Source organism: Streptomyces sp. MGP-BFMKR1 (assembly GCF_057766585.1).
The window spans coordinates 5,673,433-5,693,653 of record NZ_CM173408.1 but is presented as its reverse complement, the minus strand read 5'-3'; the positions used below and the strand labels follow the sequence as shown (position 1 = coordinate 5,693,653).

15 protein-coding genes, 1 other RNA gene and 1 pseudogene are annotated in these 20,221 nt (G+C 73.2%); 3 read left to right on the top strand and 14 right to left on the bottom strand.

Annotated elements, in window-relative coordinates; translation table 11 throughout:
- Positions 1-15 precede the first annotated feature (15 nt).
- Complete coding sequence (gene murA / locus AC3CHW_RS22470; protein WP_398610800.1) at positions 16-1,356, top strand: UDP-N-acetylglucosamine 1-carboxyvinyltransferase; 1,341 nt, start codon at positions 16-18, stop codon at positions 1,354-1,356.
- A 797-nt stretch (positions 1,357-2,153) separates the two neighbouring features.
- On the opposite strand, the gene AC3CHW_RS22465 is transcribed toward murA, so the two are convergent.
- The 5 genes from AC3CHW_RS22465 to AC3CHW_RS22445 form a co-directional block, all read right to left on the bottom strand.
- The gene (locus AC3CHW_RS22465) at positions 2,154-2,432 is read right to left on the bottom strand and encodes an HU family DNA-binding protein (protein ID WP_176161898.1); all 279 of its coding nucleotides are present in this window, start codon (positions 2,430-2,432) and stop codon (positions 2,154-2,156) included.
- Between the two features lie 357 nt (positions 2,433-2,789).
- Positions 2,790-4,211: an NAD-dependent malic enzyme gene (locus AC3CHW_RS22460; RefSeq protein WP_176161899.1), complete on the bottom strand. Its 1,422-nt coding sequence runs from the start codon at positions 4,209-4,211 to the stop codon at positions 2,790-2,792.
- A 416-nt stretch (positions 4,212-4,627) separates the two neighbouring features.
- Positions 4,628-7,231 carry a HelD family protein gene (locus tag AC3CHW_RS22455; RefSeq protein WP_488467652.1) on the bottom strand — a complete coding sequence of 868 codons (2,604 nt, stop codon included), beginning with the start codon at positions 7,229-7,231 and terminating at the stop codon, positions 4,628-4,630.
- A gap of 529 nt (positions 7,232-7,760) precedes the next feature.
- A complete protein-coding gene (locus AC3CHW_RS22450; RefSeq protein ID WP_488467651.1) occupies positions 7,761-8,357 on the bottom strand; it encodes a CGNR zinc finger domain-containing protein in 597 nt (198 codons plus the stop codon).
- A gap of 180 nt (positions 8,358-8,537) precedes the next feature.
- The gene (locus tag AC3CHW_RS22445) at positions 8,538-9,791 is read right to left on the bottom strand and encodes a uroporphyrinogen-III synthase (RefSeq protein WP_488467650.1); all 1,254 of its coding nucleotides are present in this window, start codon (positions 9,789-9,791) and stop codon (positions 8,538-8,540) included.
- 422 nt (positions 9,792-10,213) lie between these two features.
- Between AC3CHW_RS22445 and AC3CHW_RS22440 the strand changes: the two genes are divergently transcribed.
- A complete protein-coding gene (locus tag AC3CHW_RS22440) occupies positions 10,214-10,606 on the top strand; it encodes a hypothetical protein (RefSeq protein ID WP_488467649.1) in 393 nt (130 codons plus the stop codon).
- A gap of 420 nt (positions 10,607-11,026) precedes the next feature.
- Here the strand turns inward: AC3CHW_RS22440 and ssrA are convergent.
- The 6 genes and pseudogenes from ssrA to ftsE form a co-directional block, all read right to left on the bottom strand.
- Positions 11,027-11,397, bottom strand: a transfer-messenger RNA (tmRNA) gene (gene ssrA, locus AC3CHW_RS22435).
- Positions 11,398-11,570: 173 nt separating this feature from the next.
- Complete coding sequence (gene smpB / locus AC3CHW_RS22430) at positions 11,571-12,050, bottom strand: SsrA-binding protein SmpB (RefSeq protein ID WP_176161904.1); 480 nt, start codon at positions 12,048-12,050, stop codon at positions 11,571-11,573.
- Between the two features lie 18 nt (positions 12,051-12,068).
- Positions 12,069-13,154: a S41 family peptidase gene (locus AC3CHW_RS22425; RefSeq protein ID WP_488471137.1), complete on the bottom strand. Its 1,086-nt coding sequence runs from the start codon at positions 13,152-13,154 to the stop codon at positions 12,069-12,071.
- Positions 13,155-13,295: pseudogene (locus AC3CHW_RS22420) on the bottom strand (PDZ domain-containing protein); the annotation flags it as partial.
- A gap of 481 nt (positions 13,296-13,776) precedes the next feature.
- On the bottom strand, positions 13,777-14,688 hold the full coding sequence (ftsX, locus tag AC3CHW_RS22415; RefSeq protein WP_187059875.1) for a permease-like cell division protein FtsX: 912 nt from the start codon (positions 14,686-14,688) through the stop codon (positions 13,777-13,779).
- A 9-nt stretch (positions 14,689-14,697) separates the two neighbouring features.
- Positions 14,698-15,387: a cell division ATP-binding protein FtsE gene (gene ftsE, locus AC3CHW_RS22410; protein WP_176161906.1), complete on the bottom strand. Its 690-nt coding sequence runs from the start codon at positions 15,385-15,387 to the stop codon at positions 14,698-14,700.
- 310 nt (positions 15,388-15,697) lie between these two features.
- Between ftsE and AC3CHW_RS22405 the strand changes: the two genes are divergently transcribed.
- Positions 15,698-15,886, top strand: a complete 189-nt coding sequence (locus AC3CHW_RS22405; protein WP_176161907.1) for a hypothetical protein — start codon at positions 15,698-15,700, stop codon at positions 15,884-15,886.
- Positions 15,887-16,139: 253 nt separating this feature from the next.
- On the opposite strand, the gene AC3CHW_RS22400 is transcribed toward AC3CHW_RS22405, so the two are convergent.
- From AC3CHW_RS22400 to AC3CHW_RS22390, 3 genes are all read right to left on the bottom strand, one after another.
- A complete protein-coding gene (locus AC3CHW_RS22400) occupies positions 16,140-16,955 on the bottom strand; it encodes a hypothetical protein (protein ID WP_488467648.1) in 816 nt (271 codons plus the stop codon).
- Between the two features lie 443 nt (positions 16,956-17,398).
- Positions 17,399-18,505 (bottom strand): peptide chain release factor 2, encoded by a 1,107-nt coding sequence (gene prfB, locus AC3CHW_RS22395; protein ID WP_398610806.1) that lies wholly within the window; start codon positions 18,503-18,505, stop codon positions 17,399-17,401.
- Positions 18,506-18,696: 191 nt separating this feature from the next.
- Positions 18,697-19,998 (bottom strand): serine/threonine-protein kinase, encoded by a 1,302-nt coding sequence (locus tag AC3CHW_RS22390; RefSeq protein WP_488467647.1) that lies wholly within the window; start codon positions 19,996-19,998, stop codon positions 18,697-18,699.
- Positions 19,999-20,221: the final 223 nt, after the last annotated feature.

Below are 20,221 nucleotides of genomic sequence, written 5' to 3'. Positions count from 1 at the left end.
AGGAACGCGAGACTTATGACCGGCACCGACGATGTACTCCTTGTCCACGGCGGCACCCCGCTGGAGGGCGAGATCCGGGCCCGGGGCGCGAAGAACCTCGTGCCCAAGGCCATGGTCGCCGCACTGCTCGGCAGCGGGCCCAGCCGGCTGCGCAACGTGCCCGACATCCGTGACGTACGCGTCGTGCGCGGGCTGCTGCAGCTCCACGGGGTGACGGTGCGCCCCGGGGAGGAGGCGGGCGAGCTGGTGTTGGACCCGTCACACGTGGAGAGCGCCAACGTCGCGGACATCGACGCACACGCCGGTTCGTCGCGCATCCCGATCCTTTTCTGCGGCCCGCTGCTGCACCGCCTCGGCCACGCCTTCATCCCCGGGCTCGGCGGCTGCGACATCGGCGGCCGGCCGATCGACTTCCACTTCGAGGTGTTGCGGCAGTTCGGTGCGACGATCGAGAAGCGGGCCGACGGCCAGTACCTGGAGGCCCCGCAGCGGCTGCGCGGCTGCAAGATCCGGCTGCCGTACCCGTCGGTCGGCTCCACCGAACAGGTACTGCTGACGGCGGTGCTGGCGGAGGGCGTCACCGAGCTGTCCAACGCGGCGGTCGAGCCGGAGATCGAGGACCTCATCTGCGTACTGCAGAAGATGGGCGCGATCATCTCCATGGACACCGACCGCACCATCCGGATCACCGGCGTGGACCGGCTCGGCGGCTACAACCACCGCGCCCTGCCGGACCGCCTGGAGGCCGCGTCCTGGGCCAGCGCCGCGCTCGCCACCGAGGGCAACATCTACGTCCGGGGCGCCCAGCAGCGCTCCATGATGACCTTCCTCAACACCTACCGGAAGGTCGGCGGCGCCTTCGAGATCGACGACGAGGGCATCCGCTTCTGGCATCCCGGCGGCCCGCTGAACGCCATCGCCCTGGAGACCGACGTCCACCCCGGCTTCCAGACCGACTGGCAGCAGCCGCTGGTCGTCGCGCTGACCCAGGCGTCGGGCCTGTCGATCGTGCACGAGACGGTGTACGAGTCCCGGCTCGGCTTCACCTCGGCGCTGAACCAGATGGGCGCCCACATCCAGCTCTACCGCGAGTGCCTCGGCGGCTCCGCCTGCCGCTTCGGCCAGCGCAACTTCCTGCACTCCGCGGTCGTCTCCGGGCCGACCAAGCTGCAGGGCGCCGACCTGGTCATCCCCGACCTGCGCGGCGGCTTCTCGTACCTGATCGCCGCGCTGGCGGCGCAGGGCACCTCCCGGGTGCACGGCATCGACCTGATCAACCGGGGCTACGAGAACTTCATGAGCAAGCTCGGCGACCTGGGCGCGAAGGTGGAGCTGCCGGGCGCCGGCGTCCGCTGACACCCACCGGTCGCCCCCCGCGCACCACACGCCGCCGCCCCGCCCCAGGCCGTACGCCCGGAGCGGGGCGGTGCGCTGTCGCGCGCCCGTTTCAGGCGTACGGGCGGCGAGGACCGCCGACCGGGCCGCGAACTCGCCGTCCCGGGCGCCGGCCGTGGTTCACGGGCCGCCCACGTCTGGCGGAGCGGGCGGGTCCGCTAAGAATGATCATGGCCGTAAATAGCCGCTCGTTCGCGCGCACGGCGAATGTTTTCAGCCAGCCTCCATACGCGTCCCGAACCACCCGCCCAGCCCTGCGCGAACCGCCCGCCGGGCCCCGCTCCCCCGCCCCGGAGTAAGCCGAAAGAGCGCCCCGCGACGGGCACGGACGGCGACCCCCGCGCCACGACTCCATGGCGCCCGGCGCCCCGCGCCGCCCGGGCCGGGTCGACCGGGGCGCCGCCACTGGCCCAGTCGCCCACCCCGCCGCGGCGGCTTTCCATGGGCCGACGGAACGGCCCCGTCCGCCGCCCCGGGCCCGCCCACCGGTCTTCCGGGCCAGCGGACGCCCGGGAGCCCCCGCACGCCGCCGTACAGGGCCTTTTCGTACGCCCCTGGTACGCCCACAGGACGCTGGAAGCACGCCTTCCGGCGTCCAGCGGGCCGCTGGGCACCGCGAGCGGGTCCGGTGGGCGGCGGTTCAGAGCGGGCCGGCTGGTGCGGCGGGCGGGCGAAGTGGCCCACGCCACACGGGGGTGGACACACGGCAGGGGCGGCCACCCGCTGTGGGTGGCCGCCCCTGCCGTGTGTGTCGGGACTCAGCCCTTGGCGGCTTCCTTGAGCTTGGAGCCCGCGGAGACCTTCACGCTGTAACCGGCCGGGATCTGGATGGGGTCGCCGGTCTGCGGGTTGCGCGCGGTACGAGCGGCACGGTGGGTGCGCTCGAAGGTCAGGAAGCCGGGGATGGTGACCTTCTCGTCGCCCTTAGCAACGACCTCACCGACGGTCTCGGCGAGCGCGGCCAGCACGGCGTCCGCGTCCTTACGAGTCACCTCGGCGCGGTCGGCCAGCGCGGCCACCAGCTCACTGCGGTTCATGTTGTACTCCCGTGTTCTTCTTGCCAATGAGGCGTGAGATCGAAGCCGATGCTGCCAGGGCCCTCGGACAGTCCCCGGACCCGGGTCCGATCTTTCGATCTTTCCGCGCCCCTTGGGGGTCCCCCCTGGACTTCAGTCCTCGGGGGAGCATCCTGCCCGCACCTATGGCGCGAAAGCCAATCCGGCACCCTGGGGAGTCACACGAAAAGCGCCACTGCCTCATTGTGATGACGCTCCGTCCGCTCCTGGCAGCACACCGCAGGGTTCGCTTCGCGTCTTGCTCAGGGGCTGCGGCCGTTGTGCTGCCCGCCACCCTACGGCCGCTTGGGCGACCCCTCGCACCGCGACGCGCCGTGCCTAGACCGCCGTGGTGCCGGTCACAGCCTTGGCGGCGTCCCGTACGGCACCGGCGACCGCGCCCGCGACCTTGTCGTTGAAGACCGACGGGATGATGTAGTTCGCGTTCAGCTCGTCGTCGAGCACCACGTCGGCCAGCGCCCGGGCGGCGGCCAGCATCATCTTCGTGTTCACCGTGCGTGACTGCGCGTCGAGCAGACCGCGGAAGACGCCGGGGAAAACGAGCACGTTGTTGATCTGGTTCGGGAAGTCGGAGCGGCCCGTGGCGACCACCGACGCGGTCTGCCTGGCCACCGCCGGGTCCACCTCGGGGTCGGGATTGGCCAGCGCGAAGACGATCGCGCCCTCGGCCATCGCGGCCACGTCCTCGCCGCCGAGCACGTTGGGCGCGCTGACGCCGATGAAGACGTCCGCGCCGACGACGGCCTGCTTGAGGGTGCCGGTGACGTTCTCCGGGTTGGTGTTGTCCGCGATCCAGCGCAGCGGCGAGTCCGGGTCGGCGTCCACGAGGTCGTGCCGTCCGGAGTGCACCACGCCGTGGATGTCGGCGACGACCGCGTGCCGCACGCCGGCCGCGATGAGCAGCTTCAGGATGGCCGTACCGGCCGCGCCCGCGCCGGACATGACGACCCGTACGTCCTCGGTCTTCTTGCCCACCACGCGCAGCGCGTTGGTCAGCGCCGCGAGCACCACGATGGCCGTGCCGTGCTGGTCGTCGTGGAAGACCGGGATGTCGAGCGCCTCGCGCAGCCGGGCCTCGATCTCGAAGCAGCGGGGCGCCGAGATGTCCTCCAGGTTGATGCCGGCGAAGCCCGGCGCGACGGCCTTGACGATCTCCACGATGGCGTCGGTGTCCTGGGTGTCCAGGCACAGCGGCCACGCGTCGATGCCGGCGAACCGCTTGAACAGCGCGGCCTTGCCCTCCATCACCGGCAGCGCGGCCTTGGGGCCGATGTTGCCGAGGCCGAGCACGGCGGAGCCGTCGGTGACCACGGCGACGCTGTTGCGCTTGATGGTGAGCCGGCGCGCGTCCTCGGGGTTCTCGGCGATGGCCTGACAGACCCGGGCGACGCCGGGCGTGTAGATCATGGAGAGGTCGTCACGGTTGCGGATCGGGTGCTTGGACGACATCTCGATCTTGCCGCCGAGGTGCATGAGGAACGTACGGTCCGAGACCTTGCCCAGGGCCACGCCCTCGATGCCGCGCAGCTTCTCGACGATCTCGTCGGCGTGCGCGGTGGAGGTCGCGGCGATGGTGACGTCGATCCGCAGCTTCTCGTGTCCCGACGCGGTGACGTCGAGGCCGGTGACCGATCCGCCGGAGGACTCCACGGCGGTGGTGAGCTGGCTGACCGCGGTCCCGCTCGCGGGGACCTCCAGCCGGACCGTCATCGAGTACGAGACGCTAGGCGCCGTTGCCATGGCCGACTTCCTCTGCTTTCCCTTGTTCCCTTGGAACGCGGCCACGCTGGGCGGGCCGCGTCTGTCGATGCTCCCACTTACCAGTCGGTACCCGGTAACCACCCCGCATCCAGCAGATGGCGGAAACGGTTTTCCACGATACGAGACCACACGAGCCGCCCGGAAGCCCTTTCCGGCCCCGTACGACGGCATCCCCGAGCGGGATTGGCTTCTGCGCTGAGTTTGTTAGCCTTGAGGTGACGCCGGCTCGATCCAAGCCCCCGGGCCCAACCATCGTCGCTACGAGCGACCACTTGCCGCGAGGCGAGCATGGCGGGTCGGCGTCACCTAAGCGTTCACGTCGGGCGCCTCAACCCAGGTGAGGCGCCCGACGCGCGTTCCGGCCCCGGGCGAACGCCGCCCGGGGCCGGCGCGCGTCAGTCCCGCAGTAGGTCCGGCACGCCCGCGGCGTCGGGGTCGTCCCGCTCGCCGGAGAGCACGGTCAACTGCTGGGTGGCCCGCGTCAGCGCCACGTACAACACGCGCAGCCCGGCCGGGGACTCGTCGGCGATCTCCGCCGGCGAGACCACCACCGTGGCGTCGTACTCAAGACCCTTGGCCTCCAGGCTGCCGAGCACCACGACCCGGCCGCGCGGCTCGCCCGCGCCGCCGACGCCCACGCCAGCACCAGCGCCGGCGCCCACGCCAGCGCCCGCGCCCGCGCCCGCCTCAGCGTCGTTCCCGGTCAGTTCCGCCAGCCAGGAGCGGGCCCGCGCGCGCCGCTCCATCGCGACGACCACGCCGACCGTGCCGTCCACCTCGGCCAGCAGCCGCCGCACCTCCGCGCGCAGCACGGCGCCCGGGTCGTCGCCGAGCACCACGAAGCGCGGGGTGAGGCCGGTGGAGCGGACGGCGGTCGGGGGCACGGTGCCGGGCATCGCGAGCGCGAGCACCCTGGCCGCCAACTCGGCGACCTCGGCCGGGTTGCGGTAGTTCACGGTGAGCTGGAAGCGGCGCCGCGGGCGAGTGCCCAGCGCCTCGTCGCGGGCGGCAGCCGCCTCGTCCGGGTCGGACCAGGAACTCTGCGCCGGGTCGCCGACCACCGTCCAGGTGGCCTGCCGGCCCCGCCGCCCCACCATGCGCCACTGCATGGGCGTCAGGTCCTGCGCCTCGTCCACGATGACGTGCGCGTAGTCCGTGCGCCCCTCGTCCCGCAGCCGCTCAAGCCGCTCCGCCTGGCTGGGCCGGCTGGCGAACCGGTCGGCGTAGGTGGACAGCTCCTCCAGGCCGGTGAGCTGGTCCAGCGGGTCCGCCTCGCGCCTGCGGGGCCGGGCCGGGGTGCCGAGCAGCGTGTGCAACTCGTCGAGGAGGGCCACGTCGTGCACCGACAGCGGGCCGCTGCCGTCGGGGGCCAGGCGCCGCAGCGAACGGGCGACCAGCCGCACCTCGCGCTGGGTCAGTACCCGGCCCCGGCCGCCGCCGCCCGCCCCCGACCAGCGGGCCAGCCGCTTCTCGTCGGCCATCGCGGCCAGCACCCGGCGCGGTGTCAACTCGGGCCACCACGCGGCGAGGAAGTCGGTGAACTCCGCCTCCGTCGCGATGTCCTCGTCGAACGCCTCGCGCGCCTCGGCCGCCAACTCCGGGTCCTGGTAGCGGCGCGGCCCGCCCGAGGCCGACCACAGGGCGTCGAGCAGCAGCCGTCTCGCGCGCGGGCGCATCAGGTTCACCGGCGCGGTGCCGCTGAGCACCGCCTGCCGGATCTGCCGCAGCTTCTGCGCGTCCAGCTCGATCCGGGCGCCGAACGCCACCACCCGCAGATGGTCGGGCGGCCCGCCCGCGCGCTGCCCTTCGGCGCCGAGCCCGTCGAAACTGAGCTGCCCGTCACCGTCACCATCACCATCGGCGCTGGTCAGCGGCGCGGGGCCGGGCAGCGTGAGCGCGCCCCTGGCCGCCTTGCGCAGCACCTTCGCCATCCGGATGGAGCCCTTGACCCGGGCCACGGCCGGCTCGTCGTACGCCGGCGCACCACTGCCGCCACCGGCGCCGCCCCGCTCGGACGGCTCGGCCGCCTCGGACAGGGAGCCGAGCGCCCGGATGGCGACCTGCCCCTCCTCGCCGAGCGAGGGCAGCACGCCCTCGGTGTACGCGACGAGCAGCGGGGTCGGGCTGACGATGAGGATGCCGCCCGCGTACCGGCGCCGGTCCTGGTACAGCAGGTAGGCGGCGCGGTGCAGGGCCACGGCGGTCTTGCCGGTGCCGGGCCCGCCCTCGACCTCGGTGACGGAGTTGGCCGGTGCGCGGATCACCAGGTCCTGTTCGGCCTGGATGGAGGAGACGATGTCGCGCATGGTGTGCCCGCGGGCCCGGCCGAGCGCGGCCATCAGGGCGCCGTCGCCGATGATCGACAGCGGCTCCCCGTCGAGCGAGGCGGTCAGCTCGGGACGCAGCAGGTCGTCCTCGACGCTGAGCACCTTGCGCCCCTTGCTGCGGATGACGCGCCGGCGCACCACCCGGCCCGGGGCGACCGGCGTCGCCCGGTAGAACGGCGCGGCGGCCGGCGCGCGCCAGTCGATGACCAGCGGCGTGTACTCGGCGTCGAGCACGCCGAGCCGCCCGATGTGCAGCGTCTCGGCGATGTCGGCGTGCGGGTCGCCGGCGTCGTCGGTGCGTACGGCGTCGTCCGCGGGCTCGACGGAGGTGTACGCGCCGTCCGGGCCGCGCTTGCCGTCCTTGCCGAGCAGCAGGTCGATGCGGCCGAAGAGGAAGTCCTCGAACTCGTTGTTCAACCGGTTCAGGTGAACCCCGGCGCGGAAGACCTGCGCGTCGCGCTCGGCGAGCGCGCCGGGCGTGCCCACCTGACCCCCCTTGGCCGCGTCGTCCATCAGGTACTCGGCCTCGTGGATCTTCTCCTCAAGACGCCGGTAGACCCGGTTGAGATGTCGCTGCTCGACCCGGATCTCCCGGTCACGGGCACCCTCGGTCCCGGGCTCGGCGTGCCGGGACGTGACGGATGCTGCGTGCGTGGCGTTGTGCGCGGCCACCCAGGCCCCCTTCTGTGTGCGTAGGGCAGCCGTCAACCGTACGCGAACCGGGGCAGTCCGCGCACGCCTCGGTGCCCGCCCAGTGGAGCGGCCGACCGGCCCGCCGCCCCCGCCACGCCACCCGGACCGGGTCGGCACCGCGCCGCGAGCCGTGCGAGCCGGAGCCCGGGGCCGCGCGCTCGGGCCCGGCCTCGCGCTCGGAGGCGGCCACGCGGGGACGCGCCCGGGGGGCGGGCCCAGGGGGCGGGCCGGGGTCGCGCGAGGAAGGTCGACCGGGCCGCCGCCGGCGACACGGGCGGCTACGCAGGGGGCCGGCCCGCCTTCACCTTCCGTTACGCGGCGGTCAGTTCACCGCCCGTAGCGGCCAGGACGTGAAGGCACCACCGACCCGCGCACACAGGCCCCGGACCCCCGACCGGGGCCTGTGGCGCTTCCACGTTCTCATACCAACTCCCGTCGCGCGTCCATTAATTGATGACACATCAGGAACGTCCGGCTCCACCCCGCGCACGGCGCACGCCCCGCGCGGTCAGCCCCGGGCGGCCACCGCGCGTCTGCGGTGGCGGGCCACCCGTTCCCGGTTGCCGCACACCTCGCTGGAGCACCAACGGCGGCGCCGGCCGCGTGAGGTGTCCAGATAGATCAGCGCGCACGCCTCCCCCTCGCAGCGGCGCAACTGCCCGCGCGCCCGCTGGTCGGTGAGCAGGTCCACCGCGTCCCTGGCGATCTGGGCGAGCAGCGCGCCGCAGTCGGGGCGGGCGGCGAGCGTGCGCACCAGGGTGCCGTCCGCGGCCCGCACCGCCCGCACGACCGGCGGCGCGGCGCTGGCCAGCGCGTTGACCCGGGCCAGGTCGGCGTCGGTGGCCCGCCCGTCGAGTTCGGCGCACACGACGCGGCCCAGCAGGTCCCGCAGCGCGTGGAAGCGGGCGAGCCAGCCGGCGTCCACGGCGTCCAGCCGTACGCCCGGCGGTAGCAGGCCGGCGCCGAACAGCCACTGACCGAGCCGCCCTGGCCCGTCCAGCCGCTCGACGGGCTCGTCGCCGAGCCGGCCGCCGACCGTGGCCACCAGGTCGAGACAGACCCGCCCGGCGTCGAAACGCAGCTCGTAAGAGGCCGAGACCGCCATCCGCCCACCACTCCCTCAGTGCCCGGGACGCACGGTGCCACCGGACGCCCGCGAGGAACCTCCGCTTCCAGAGTGCCGCCCCCGGCCCCTGGCCGGAACCCTCCCGACACGCCCGAGCACGACGCGCCGCGCACCGGCCCGAAACGCGGGCGGCTCCGGGCCCCGGCACGCCCCGGCGCGCTAGGCGTCGCCGAGCCGCGCCCCGTCGCCCGGGCCCGGCTCCGGCGCCGCCAGCCGGTACCCGCGGTCGGCGACGGCCTCGACCAGCCCCGGCACGCCGAGCGCGGCGTCCAGCCCGGCCACCGCCGCCCCGACCGCGCCCTCGCCGCCCACCGGGTCGGGCAGCGCGCGCAGCAACGCGGCCGGCGCCACCACCTGGCCCGGACGGCGGGAAAGCGCGCGCAACAGTGCGGCCTGGGCCGGCGTCACCGATCGCGGCTCGCCGTCCACGAGCGCCACCCGCCCCCGCACCGCCACGCCGTGGCCCGCGACCCGCAGCACCGGCGCCCGCGCCGGAAGTTCCTGGCACAGCAACTGCACCAGCGGCCCGAGCCGGAACCGCTCGGGCGCCGCGGTGGGCACGTCGTGCGCGGCCAGCGGCTGCGCGGTGACCGGGCCGACGCAGGCCGCCAGCACGTCGTGGCGCAACGCGTCGACGAGCGCCTCGCGCAGGCCGCGCTCCCGGGCCCGGTCCAGCAGGCTAGTGGCCGCGGGCGCGCTGGTGAAGGTGATCGCGTCCAGGGCACGGGCGACCGCGGCGTCGATCAGCCCGTCGAGCGGGCCCGGGTCCTCGGGCGGCAGCCACCGGTAGACGGGCACCCCGACCACGTCGGCGCCCGCGTCCCGCAGCGCCGCCACGAACTCCGTGAGCGGCTCGCCGTGCAACTGCACCGCGATCCGGCGCCCGGCCACGCCCGTGGCCAGCAACCGGTCGAGCACCTCGGCCATCGACTCGGAGGCGGGCGACCAGTCATCGGCCAGGCCGGCGGCCCGGATCGCGCCGCGCACCTTGGGCCCGCGGGCCAACAGCTCCGCGCCCCGGAACCGGTCGAGGAGCGCGTCGCCCAGCCCCCAGCCCTCGGCGGCCTCGGTCCAGCCACGGAAGCCGACGGCGGTGGTGGCGATCACCACATCGGGCCCGCGCTCGACCAACTGCCCGGTGGCGGCTCGCAGTTCGCCGTCGTCGGCGAGCGGGACGATGCGCATCGCGGGCGCGTGCACCACCGTGGCCCCGCGCCGCTCCACCAGCGCGATCAGCTCCTCCGCGCGCCGGGCCGCCGTCACCCCGACGGTGAACCCGACGAGCGGCGTCCCCCCACGCCCGGCCGCGCCCCCGTCCTCCCGTACGCCCGTCTCGGCGCCCGCACCGCCGCCGTGCCGCTCGGGCCCGCTCGCCTCGTCGGCTCCGGTCGGCTGGTCGTGATCCGCCTGCATCTGCCTCGCCCCGCTTCTGCCCGTCGTCCACCGCGCGCCGCCCGGCCCTGGCCGACGCGGAGATCCGGGCCCACCAGCGCCTCGGGGCGGGCTCGGTCCGCCAGTATTTACCGCCCGGCACGCCCCTGGCACCCACCACCCGCGCCGCGCGAGCCGGCGCTCACCACCGACGACCGAGCGTTTCCAGCCGATGGCGCGATGCGACCAGACGAAACCCCGCACTCACCTGCGGACCGAAGGCACCGTGAGCAACACTGTTCGCCGATCAATGCCGTTGAGCCGTACCACGGGGGATTTCCATGACGAGTTCGCGTGTCCACGTACGTTTCCCCAGCACACCCCACCCGTCACACCGACCCCCACGCCCACTCCCCCACCAGGACCCACACCGCCGACGGAGAACCCGCCGGGCCGCGGCGACCGTGGCCCTCACCCTGACGCTCGGGCTCGTCGGCGCCTGCTCCACCGACTCGGAGAACGACGCGAAGGCGGTGAGCCTGACGGAGCGCACGGTGCCCAACGCCGTCGCCGCGTTCCAGTCGGCCGAGAGCCCCCGGTGCGGCGAGGGCGACTGCACGCGCCAGTTGCGTCGGCTGGTGGGCGACATCCGGGCCCTTGGCCAGGCGATGCGCGCGACACCGAACGGCGAGCGGACATACGCGGAGCCGCTGGAGATCGTGCGCGGCATGGAGAACGAGTTGCCGGGCGACGAGTCCGCCGAGGTCGACTCCCTGGCCCGCGAACCAGCCCACACCGCCGCCCGGGCCCTCAAGCGCTGGATCGACACCCACCCCAACGCCATCCGCGACCACTGACCCGCCCCCGGAACACCACCCCGTGACCCCCCGCGTAGGACGAAGTCCACGCCAGCCCGGCCCCATGCCCCCACCGCGTAGGACGAAGTCCACGCAACCCCAACCACCAGGCCGCCCTCGCGTAGGACGAAGTCCACGCCGGCCCACCCTCCCCGCGTAGGACGAAGTCCACGCAACCCCACCTCGTGGCCCCGCCCGCGTAGGACGAAGTCCACGCCAGCCCAACAAAAAAGCGAGGCGCCCACCCCATAGGGAGGCCCTCGCCACCAACAACCGCAACACCACCACCCCCCGCAACCCCCCACCCACCCCAAGGGGGCCGCGGGTGGCGAAGCCCCCGCCCGCGCGGACGCAGTCCGCGCACAAACGACGAAGGCGAGACGGCCTGCGCTTTCCGCAGGCACACCTCGCCTCTCGCCTTCGTGGAGATGGCGGGAATCGAACCCGCGTCCAACGGTGCGGAATCAGGGCTTCTCCGTGTGCAGTTCGCTGCGCTTTTCTCGGCCCCGGAGATCACGCGAACAAGTCTCCGACGGGCCCAGCCACTGTTTGGTTTCCCACCAGACCCCGTGGCCGGATCTGGTGGTTTAGTTCCCTAGCTGATGCCAGGATCCGGGTCGGGAACAGCCCCGGGCTGACACTTCGCGCAGTCGCTACTTAGGCAGCGAGGGCGAAGGAATCGCGCTTGGAATTGGCGATTATTGTTTTCGGCATATGGTTTACGAGATCATTGCCGCTTTCTCGACACGCTTCCCCTGCTTCGACAGCCGCTGTCGAAACCGATCATCCCCATGTGGTGTTTTCAATGCGCTCCCCTTGCGGGGTTGCCCCGGCTGAGCGGGGCGAGTGCCATCGTACGTGAACAGCAACCGTACGTGCCAGCCTATTCCCGCGACCGTCGGCCGAACCGGAGTCCGGCGGCGGCTGGGCCGGTCCGAGGCGCCCGCCGGCCCGCCGGGCGCCGCTAGGCCCGCTGGCGGCGACGTACGGCCGAGATGGCCCGCTGCGCCTCGCGCTGGTCCTGCTTCTCGCGGAGCGTCTGCCGCTTGTCGTACTCCTTCTTGCCCTTGGCCAGCGCGATCTCGACCTTGGCCCGGCCGTCCTTGAAGTACAGGGCCAGCGGGACGATGGTGTGGCCCGTCTCCTGGGACTTCGACTCCAGCTTGTCGATCTCCGCCCGGTGGAGCAGCAGCTTGCGCTTGCGCCGGGCCGAGTGGTTGGTCCAGGTGCCCTGGGTGTACTCCGGCACGTGCACGTTGTGCAGCCACGCCTCGTGGCCGTCGATCTGCACGAAGCCGTCCACGAGGGAGGCCCGGCCCTGACGTAGCGACTTGACCTCGGTGCCGGTCAGCACCAGGCCGCACTCGTACGTGTCGAGGATGTGGTAGTCGTGTCGCGCCTTCTTGTGCTGCGCGATCAGCTTGCGTCCCGTCTCTTTAGCCATAGCGCGGCCATTGTCGCACTAGGCCCCGCCCCCGAGGCCACTCAATACTGACTGGGCCCGCTGTTCGGCGTCGTCGCCCACGGTCAGGTCGGGGGTGATGCCCACGCCCTCGACGCCCCGCCCCACGGGGGTGCGGTAGTGGCCCACGGTCTCCTGGGCCACCGAGCCGTCCGGGCGCTCGGTCGGCATCTGGACCGAGCCCTTGCCGAAGGTCTGCGAGCCGATCACGACGGCTCGCCCCCGGTCCTGCAACGCCCCGGTCAGCAGCTCACCGGCGCTCATCGTGCCGCCGTCCACCAGCACCACCAGCGGGGTCTGGGTGTCGCCGCCGGGCTCGGCGTTGACCACGCGCTGCTGCCCGCGTACGTCGTAGGTGGCGACGAGGCCGCCGTCGAGGAAGGCGGAGGCCGCGGTCGCGGCCTCGGTGACCAGGCCGCCGGAGTTGCCGCGCAGGTCGAGCAGGAGCCCGTCGCCCTCGGGGGCCGCGCGTACCGCCTCGCGGACCTGCTCGCCGGTGTCCTTGGTGAAGGCGTCGACCTTGATCCGCGTCGCGTCGGGTTCGCCGCTGGTGAGCCGGCCCACCGTGACGTTCCTGGTGACGAGCCGGGAGCGGCGCAGGGTCTCGGTCCACTGGCGGCCCGCACGCTCCAGGCCCAGCACCACCCGGCTGCCGGCCGGCCCGCTCGCGGCGTCGGGGCCCGCGTGGTCGCTCGACCTGGTCGCGCGCTGGGCCGTGCCCCGCCGGTCCGCGGCGCCGCCCGCGTCGCCGCCCGCCGGCCGCGCGGCGTCCTGGCCTGCCCCCGTGTGGTCCCCGCCGTCGTGGTCCGGGTCGGCGTGGAGCTGGGCCTGCGAGGGTGCGGCTGCGGGGTCGGCCGGGGGCGCGTCCGCCCGCGGGTCCGTGTCCTGGGGGGACGTGGTGTCGCCGTCGGGGGTCGTCCCGGCCGTCCGCTGCGCGGTCTCCGGGGCATCGGGCCGCTCGGCCCGGTCGGTGTCCTGGTCCGGCTCGCGGTCGGCGTCGGGCGCTGCCGCCCGGCGGGCGGCGGGGTGGTCGCCGCGCTCCGCTTCGGTGGCCGTCGGTTCCCCGGCCGGGAGGTCGCCGCGCAGTCGGGCGACGACCTCGGTGACGGGTCTGCCCGTGACGGGCACGCCGTCGACGGATCTGAGTCGGTCGCCGGGGCGGACCCCGGCCCGGTCCGCCGGGCTGCCGGGCTGGACCCGGTCCACGGCGATGGCCCCGTCGGGCATCCGGCGCGCCCACAGCCCGACGCCCACGTACTGGCCTTCGAGGCCGCGCTGGTACCCCTCGTACTCGCGCGGCGAGTAGACGGAACTCCAGCGGTCACCGCTGCGGCTCACGTCGCGCGTGGCGCCCTCGTGCTCGGGCGGGAAGGCCGCGGGAGCGCCGTCGCCGTGCGAGCCGGCGGCGGGGCGGGAGTTGGTGACGGGGTCCGCAGGGAGGTGGGGGGCGCGCCGCGCCGGCTCCGCCGAGGCGGACTCCTCGCTCCAAGTGCCGGTGGCCGCGCCGGTCGCGAGGACGCTGGCGAACACCAGGGACAGGGCGGCCCCGCGATGGGTACGGCGGAGCCGGGGCTCGGCGTCCACGGGCTGTCTGCCAGCCGGAGCGGAGCGGAGCGGACGATTCATCCACAGGCCCGACATGCCGGCGAGTCTAGGCCACGACCGGGCGCCGCACGGGGTGTTGGCCGTACGGCGCCCTGGGCGTACGTCACACCTTGAGGTACTTGCGCAACGCGAAGAAGGCGGCAAGAGCGGGCATGAGCAGGCCGATCGCGAGCACCAGCGGGAGCTTGGAGATCACCGCGTCCCAGCCGATGAAGTCGATGACGCTGATGTGGTCCGCGAGCCAGCCGTTCACCAGCACCTGTTGCCCGGTGACCAGCAGCACGCAGGCGAACACCGCGCCGATCAGGCCGGCGATGGCGGCTTCCATGATGAAGGGCATCTGGATGTAGAAGCTGGAGGCGCCCACGAGCCGCATGATGCCGGTCTCGCGGCGACGGCTGAACGCGGAGACGCGCACCGTGTTGACGATCAGGAGCAGCGCGACCACGAGCATCAGCGCCATCACCCCGAGCGCCGCGAAGTTCATGCCGCTGAGCAGGTTGAAGAGCGGTTCGAGCACGGCCTTCTGGTCCTGCACCTCCTGTACGCCGGGTCTGGCGGCGAAGGCGCTGGAGATGACCTTGTACTGCTCGGGGTCCTTGAGCTTGACCCGGAACGACTCCTGCATCTGGTCGGCGGTCAGCGAGCTGGCCAGGGGGGAGTCGCCGAACTCCTCCTTGTAGTGCTTGAACGCCTCCTCGCTGCTCTCGAAGTGCACCGTCTCGACGAGGTTCATCCGCTCCAGCTCGGAGCGGATCTCCTTCTTCTGGTCGTCGGTGACGGCGCCCTTCTCACAGTTGGGCGAGGTCTCCTTGTCGTTCTTGTTGCAGAGGAAGATCGATACGTTGACCTTGTCGTACCAGTAGCCCTTCATCGAGTCGACCTGCTCGCTCATCAGCAGGGACGCCCCGAACAACGCCAGGGAGAGGGCCACGGAGACGATCACGGCGAAGGTCATCGTCAGATTGCGGCGGAGACCGACGCCGATCTCCGACAGGACGAACTGGGCGCGCATGGCGTCCTTTCAGTGCTGGTAGCCGTAGACGCCGCGCGACTGGTCGCGTACGAGACGGCCCTTCTCAAGTTCGATCACGCGCTTGCGCATCTGGTCGACGATCTGCTGGTCGTGGGTGGCCATGACCACCGTCGTCCCGGTCCTGTTGATCCGGTCGAGCAGCTTCATGATGCCGACCGAGGTCTGCGGGTCGAGGTTGCCGGTGGGTTCGTCCGCGATCAGGAGCATCGGCCGGTTGACGAACGCGCGGGCGATGGCGACCCGCTGCTGCTCACCACCGGACAGCTCGCCCGGCATCCGGTCCTGCTTGCCGCCGAGGCCGACCAGGTCGAGCACCTCGGGCACCGTCTTGCGAATCGCGCCGCGCGGCTTGCCGATGACCTCGAGCGCGAAGGCGACGTTCTCCCCCACGGTCTTGTTGGGCAGCAGTCGGAAGTCCTGGAAGACCGTGCCGAGCTGGCGGCGCATCTGCGGCACCTTCCAGTTGGACAGCCGCGCGAGGTCCTTGCCCAGCACGTGCACGGCGCCGTGGCTGGCCCGCTCCTCGCGCAGCAGCAGCCGCAGGAAGGTGGACTTGCCCGACCCGGAGGAGCCCACCAGGAAGACGAACTCGCCCTTGGCGATCTCCAGCGAGACGTCACGCAACGCGGGGCGGGTCTGCTTGGGATAGGTCTTGGAGACGTTGTCGAATCGGATCACGAATGCACCACGGTCGACCTGTATAGGGGATACGGGCTGCCGCTGGCGCGGCTCCCGTCGGTGAGCGTGACCATACGCGAACCGCGTGGGGGCGCGCAGTCGGCGTCGGTGGTTGAGGGGTTTGTCGCGGGCCGCAGCGGGGACAAAACGACGGCAACCCGGACGGTGTACGGCCCGCCCGCTGGGCGATTCGCGCGGAGCGCGCCGAAGTGGGCGGAAGCTGGCACAGTGGGAGAGGAACAAGCGCTCGTACCGAAGCGTTCCCAGTGGAGAGACAGCGGCTGCGCCGCATACGGGAGGAGGAGAGCGCATGACGTACGACAGGCTTGTCTGCGCCAACTGCGCCAGTCCCGTCAGCGAGGGTCGCTGCCCGGTCTGCCGGGCACAGCGGCGCACGCAGCAGGAGGGCCCGCTCGCCGGGCTGACCCCCGCGGCGTTGATCGCCCTGCTCATAGCGCTGATCGCGGTGGCCGCGGTGGCCCACGAGGTGGCCGTCTAGCGCACCGCGACGGCCCGCGGGTGGACGACCCGCCGAGCCGACGCACACGATCCGTCCAGCACCGCACGCGTTCCGTTACGTACGGGCGTTGACGCCTGCCCGCGCGGGCCCTCGCCGCGCGCGCCGGCGCCCGGAGTGCGACGAGGGGGCCCACGGCGCGTCATGCGTCGTGGGCCCCCTCGCTGTGGTGCGGTGGTGTGCGCCGGGCTCGCGCCGGCTCAGCCGGTGTGGCGCGGCCCGCTCACCGCCTCGATCAGGCCGCGGCGGCGTTGCGGCTGATCAGACGCGGCATGACGCGGAAGCCGATGCCGCCCGCGATCATGGTGGCCGCGCCGACGACCAGGAAGGTCGTCTCGGAGGCGCCGGTCTCCGCCAGCTCCTCCTTGGGCTTGCTCTGCTGCACCGGCTGCGCGCCCGCGCTGTCGGTGTCGGTGTTGTCGTCCGCGCAGTCGGTGCCGTCCGTGCCGACCGGGCAGGTGCCCGCGTCGTCACCGTTGTCGCCGCCGGTGCCACCGGTGCCGCCGCCCGGGGCGGTCGGCTGGGTGGTGGGGCTGCCGGTCGGCTGGCCCGTGGGCTGGCCGGTCGGCGGGTCGGTGGGCTCACCCGTGGGCGGGTTCGTCGGCGGGTTGGTCGGCTCACCGGTGGGCGGGTTCGTCGGCGGATTCGTCGGCTCACCCGTGGGCGGGTTGGTCGGCGGATTCGTCGGCGGGTTCGTCGGCTCACCCGTGGGCGGGTTCGTCGGCGGATTCGTCGGCGGGTTCGTGGGCGGGTTGGTCGGCGGGTTCGTGGGCGGGTTGGTCGGCGGGTTGGTCGGGTCGCCGGTGGGCGGGTTCGTCGGCGGATTCGTGGGCGGGGTCGGAACGTGGGAGGGCTCTTCGGGCGGGGTCGGGGCAACCGCGACGCGTGCCCCCACTCCGTCCTTGTCGGCCTCGGCCTTTACTCCCACCCCGCCCACGTTGACGTCGATGCCGACGGCCGAAGCGGCGCCCGCCGCGGTGAGCGACGCGCCAGCGGCGATCACCGTGCCCGCGACGATCCGCGCAACGCGCAACCGCGTCTTTTTGGTCATCTGCCTGCTACCCCCAGTAGCTGTACTCGTCAATGGAGCAGCTATGCACGGGGCCACGGCCCGGGGCTGCGTCTCGCGGCACGGGCCTCACAACAGACCAGCCGCGGGCCCCACTCGCACGTGCCCCAGTTCATACGCATGCCGCGCGCCAGCCTTCCCACTAATCCCACCACCGTCAAGGTCGTTCCGTGCAAGATGTCCGCCTTGCAGCGAGTTGACGACCACCACGGGATGTAACCGTGACCTAAAAGCCGGCCGGGACGGGCCTGTTGACAGTCCGTCGGCCGGCGGCCAGGGGGCGACGGGCGCGCAGCGAAAGGGCCCGCCGCGCAGCGGACGGGCCCTTCGTGGGTGGAGCGGGGGCGGCGGGTTCGCGCCGTACCCTGATCGACGCGGCGGCTCGCCGCGCCTCGGGGCGGCGGTGGCACCGCGCCGTGGTGGCGCTACTTCTCCTGCTGCTTGCGCCAGCGGATGCCCGCCTCGAGGAAGCCGTCGATCTCGCCGTCGAGGACGCCCTGCGGGTTGCCCACCTCGTGGCCGGTGCGCAGGTCCTTGACCATCTGGTAGGGGTGCAGGACGTACGAACGCATCTGGTTGCCCCAGGAGTTGCCGCCGTCGCCCTTGAGCGCGTCCATCTTGGCCTGGTCCTCCTGGCGGCGCCGCTCAAGGAGCTTGGCCTGCAGGACGTTCATCGCGGTCGCCTTGTTCTGGATCTGCGAGCGCTCGTTCTGACAGGAGACGACGATGCCGGTGGGGATGTGGGTGAGCCGCACCGCCGAGTCGGTGGTGTTCACGCCCTGGCCGCCGGGCCCGGACGAGCGGTACACGTCGATCCGCAGCTCGGACTCGTCGATCTCGACGTGGTCGGTCTGCTCCACCACGGGCAGCACCTCGACGCCGGCGAACGACGTCTGGCGGCGGCCCTGGTTGTCGAAGGGCGAGATGCGCACCAGGCGGTGGGTGCCCTGCTCGACGGAGAGCGTGCCGTACGCGTACGGGACCTGGACGGCGAAGGTGGAGGACTTGATGCCGGCCTCCTCCGCGTACGAGGTGTCGTAGACCTCGGTCTTGTAGCCGTGCCGCTCGGCCCAGCGCAGGTACATCCGCTGGAGCTGCTCGGCGAAGTCGGCGGCGTCCACGCCGCCGGCCTCGGCCCGGATGTTGACGAGGGCCTCGCGGGCGTCGTACTCACCGGACAGCAGCGTGCGGACCTCCATCTCGTCCAGCGCCTTGCGGACCGAGGTGAGCTCGGCCTCGGCCTCGGCGCGGGCGTCCGCGTCGTCCTCGGCCTCGGCCAGTTCGAAGAGCACCTCGAGGTCGTCGATCCGGCCGCGCAGTTCCTCGGTGCGGCGAAGCTGCCCCTGGAGGTAGGAGAGCTGGCTCGTCACCTTCTGCGCGTTGTCCGGGTCGTCCCAGAGGGACGGCGCCGCGGCCTGCTCCTCAAGCACGGCGATGTCGGCCCTCATCTTGTCCAGATCGAGGACCGCCTCGATCGACCCCATGGTGGAGGAGAGGGACTTCAGCTCTTCGGATACATCGACGACTGCCACACCCCCAGCCTAACGGTTACCCGGCCCCACCCCGCCCGGCCGCGTGCCCACCCCGGCCCGTACGCCTCTGAGCTGGAACGATGAGCCGGCGGAAGCGGTGTGGGGCGCCGCGCCGGCGGTGTCACGGGCCCGGCGGGCCGCTCACGCGCACCCCGGGGCGGGCGCCCGGGGTACGCGCGCGGCACGCGGCGTCACGGAGTGCGCTCGGACTGGTGCACGCCGGGGGACTCGGTGTCCCCGCCGTCGTCGCCGCCGACCGCGAGGTAGCCCCCCACGCCCGCGGCGATGAGGGCGGCAGCGGCGGCGGCGCCGAGCTTGACCCGGCGGCGGCGCACCGCCTCCAGCTCCGAGCGGTGCCGGGCCGACCCGGCGCGGCGTTGGCCGCTGGCGCGCGGGGCGCGGGCCGTGCCGTGCGCGCCGCCCGCCAGCTCGGCCGACGTCGGGGCCCGCATGCTGGTGTGGGTGTCGCGGCTGGAGTCGGCGACGGCGCCCGGCACCAGCGGTACCGCGCCGCGTCGGCGCGGCTCGCCGACCGGCGGCTGTGGGGCGCCGGCGCCGTTGTCGTAGTTCCCGTACCCGCCCTCGTACTCGCCCGGCGACTCGTCGCCCGGCTCGTCGATGTCGAGCGGGGGCATGCCGGCGAGGCTGGGCAGCAGTTCGCGCAGCCGGGCGGCCAGCTCGGCGGCGCGCAGCCGGGAGGCCGGGGCCTTGGCCAGGCACTGGACGGTGAGCTGCCACAGCTCGTCCGGGATGCCGGGCAGCGGGGCCACGGTCTCGGTGACGTGGCGCCGCAGCACCGCGCCGGGGTGGCCGCCGCCGAACGGGGTGAAGCCGGCGAGCAGTTCGTACAACACGGTGGCCAGCGCGTACACGTCCACGCTGGCCCGTGGCGGGAGGCCCTCGATGATCTCGGGGGCGAGGTAGTCGGGGGTGCCGATGACGCTGTTGCTGCTGGCCGCGCGGGTGCCGGCGCCCTCCTTGGCGCGGTGTCGGCCCGGCGCGTCCACCAGGCGGGCCACGCCGAAGTCGGTGAGCAGCGCGGGGTGGGCGCCGCCGGGTCCGAGCGGGCCCTGCATGTCGAGGAGGACGTTCTCGGGCTTGACGTCGCGGTGCACGATCTGCGCGGCGTGGGCGGCGGCGAGCGCGTCGGCGACGTCGGCGACGATCGCGACGGCCGCCTCGGGGGCGAGGCGGCGTTCGTGGTTGAGCCGGGTGCGCAGGTCGGTGCCCCGGATCAGGTCCATGACCAGGGCGAGGTCGTTGCCGTCGATCACCAGGTCGCGCACGCCGACGACGCGCGGGTGGTCCAGGCTCAGCAGCGCGGCGCGCTCGTGCACGAAGCGGCCGACGAGTTCCTGGTCGGCGGCGAGCTCCTCGCGCAGCAGCTTGATGGCGACCGGCCCATCGGGACCCTCGCCCAGCCACACCGTGCCGACGCTGCCGCGCCCCAGGACCTGGCCTGCGGTGTACCGGCTACCGATCTTCCGTGCCAAGGCTGCTCCGACTGTCGTCTGAGGGTGTCCAACGGTTCGGCGGTTGAGCGGTGCGGCGAGCCCCGCCGACCGCCGTTGGGGCTCGGCCGCGCTCATCGCTTCAACGCCGTGCGCGGCGCCAGCCGCGCGCCCCGACGCACCTGGTCGGGTCAGCGACAAAGTTACGCGGCCGGTGGCCGGTTGCGGGGCTCGGAGCAGCCCAACTGTCCACTACGGGGTGATT

Coding starts and splice junctions, on each gene's coding strand:
- AC3CHW_RS22460 (WP_176161899.1), bottom strand. CDS start 4,211: ATGGCAACGGCGCCTAGCGTCTCGTACTCGATGACGGTCCGGCTGGAG.
- AC3CHW_RS22405 (WP_176161907.1), top strand. CDS start 15,698: ATGACGTACGACAGGCTTGTCTGCGCCAACTGCGCCAGTCCCGTCAGC.
- AC3CHW_RS22450 (WP_488467651.1), bottom strand. CDS start 8,357: ATGGCGGTCTCGGCCTCTTACGAGCTGCGTTTCGACGCCGGGCGGGTC.
- smpB (WP_176161904.1), bottom strand. CDS start 12,050: ATGGCTAAAGAGACGGGACGCAAGCTGATCGCGCAGCACAAGAAGGCG.
- AC3CHW_RS22445 (WP_488467650.1), bottom strand. CDS start 9,791: ATGCAGGCGGATCACGACCAGCCGACCGGAGCCGACGAGGCGAGCGGG.
- AC3CHW_RS22400 (WP_488467648.1), bottom strand. CDS start 16,955: ATGACCAAAAAGACGCGGTTGCGCGTTGCGCGGATCGTCGCGGGCACG.
- AC3CHW_RS22465 (WP_176161898.1), bottom strand. CDS start 2,432: ATGAACCGCAGTGAGCTGGTGGCCGCGCTGGCCGACCGCGCCGAGGTG.
- ftsX (WP_187059875.1), bottom strand. CDS start 14,688: ATGCGCGCCCAGTTCGTCCTGTCGGAGATCGGCGTCGGTCTCCGCCGC.
- murA (WP_398610800.1), top strand. CDS start 16: ATGACCGGCACCGACGATGTACTCCTTGTCCACGGCGGCACCCCGCTG.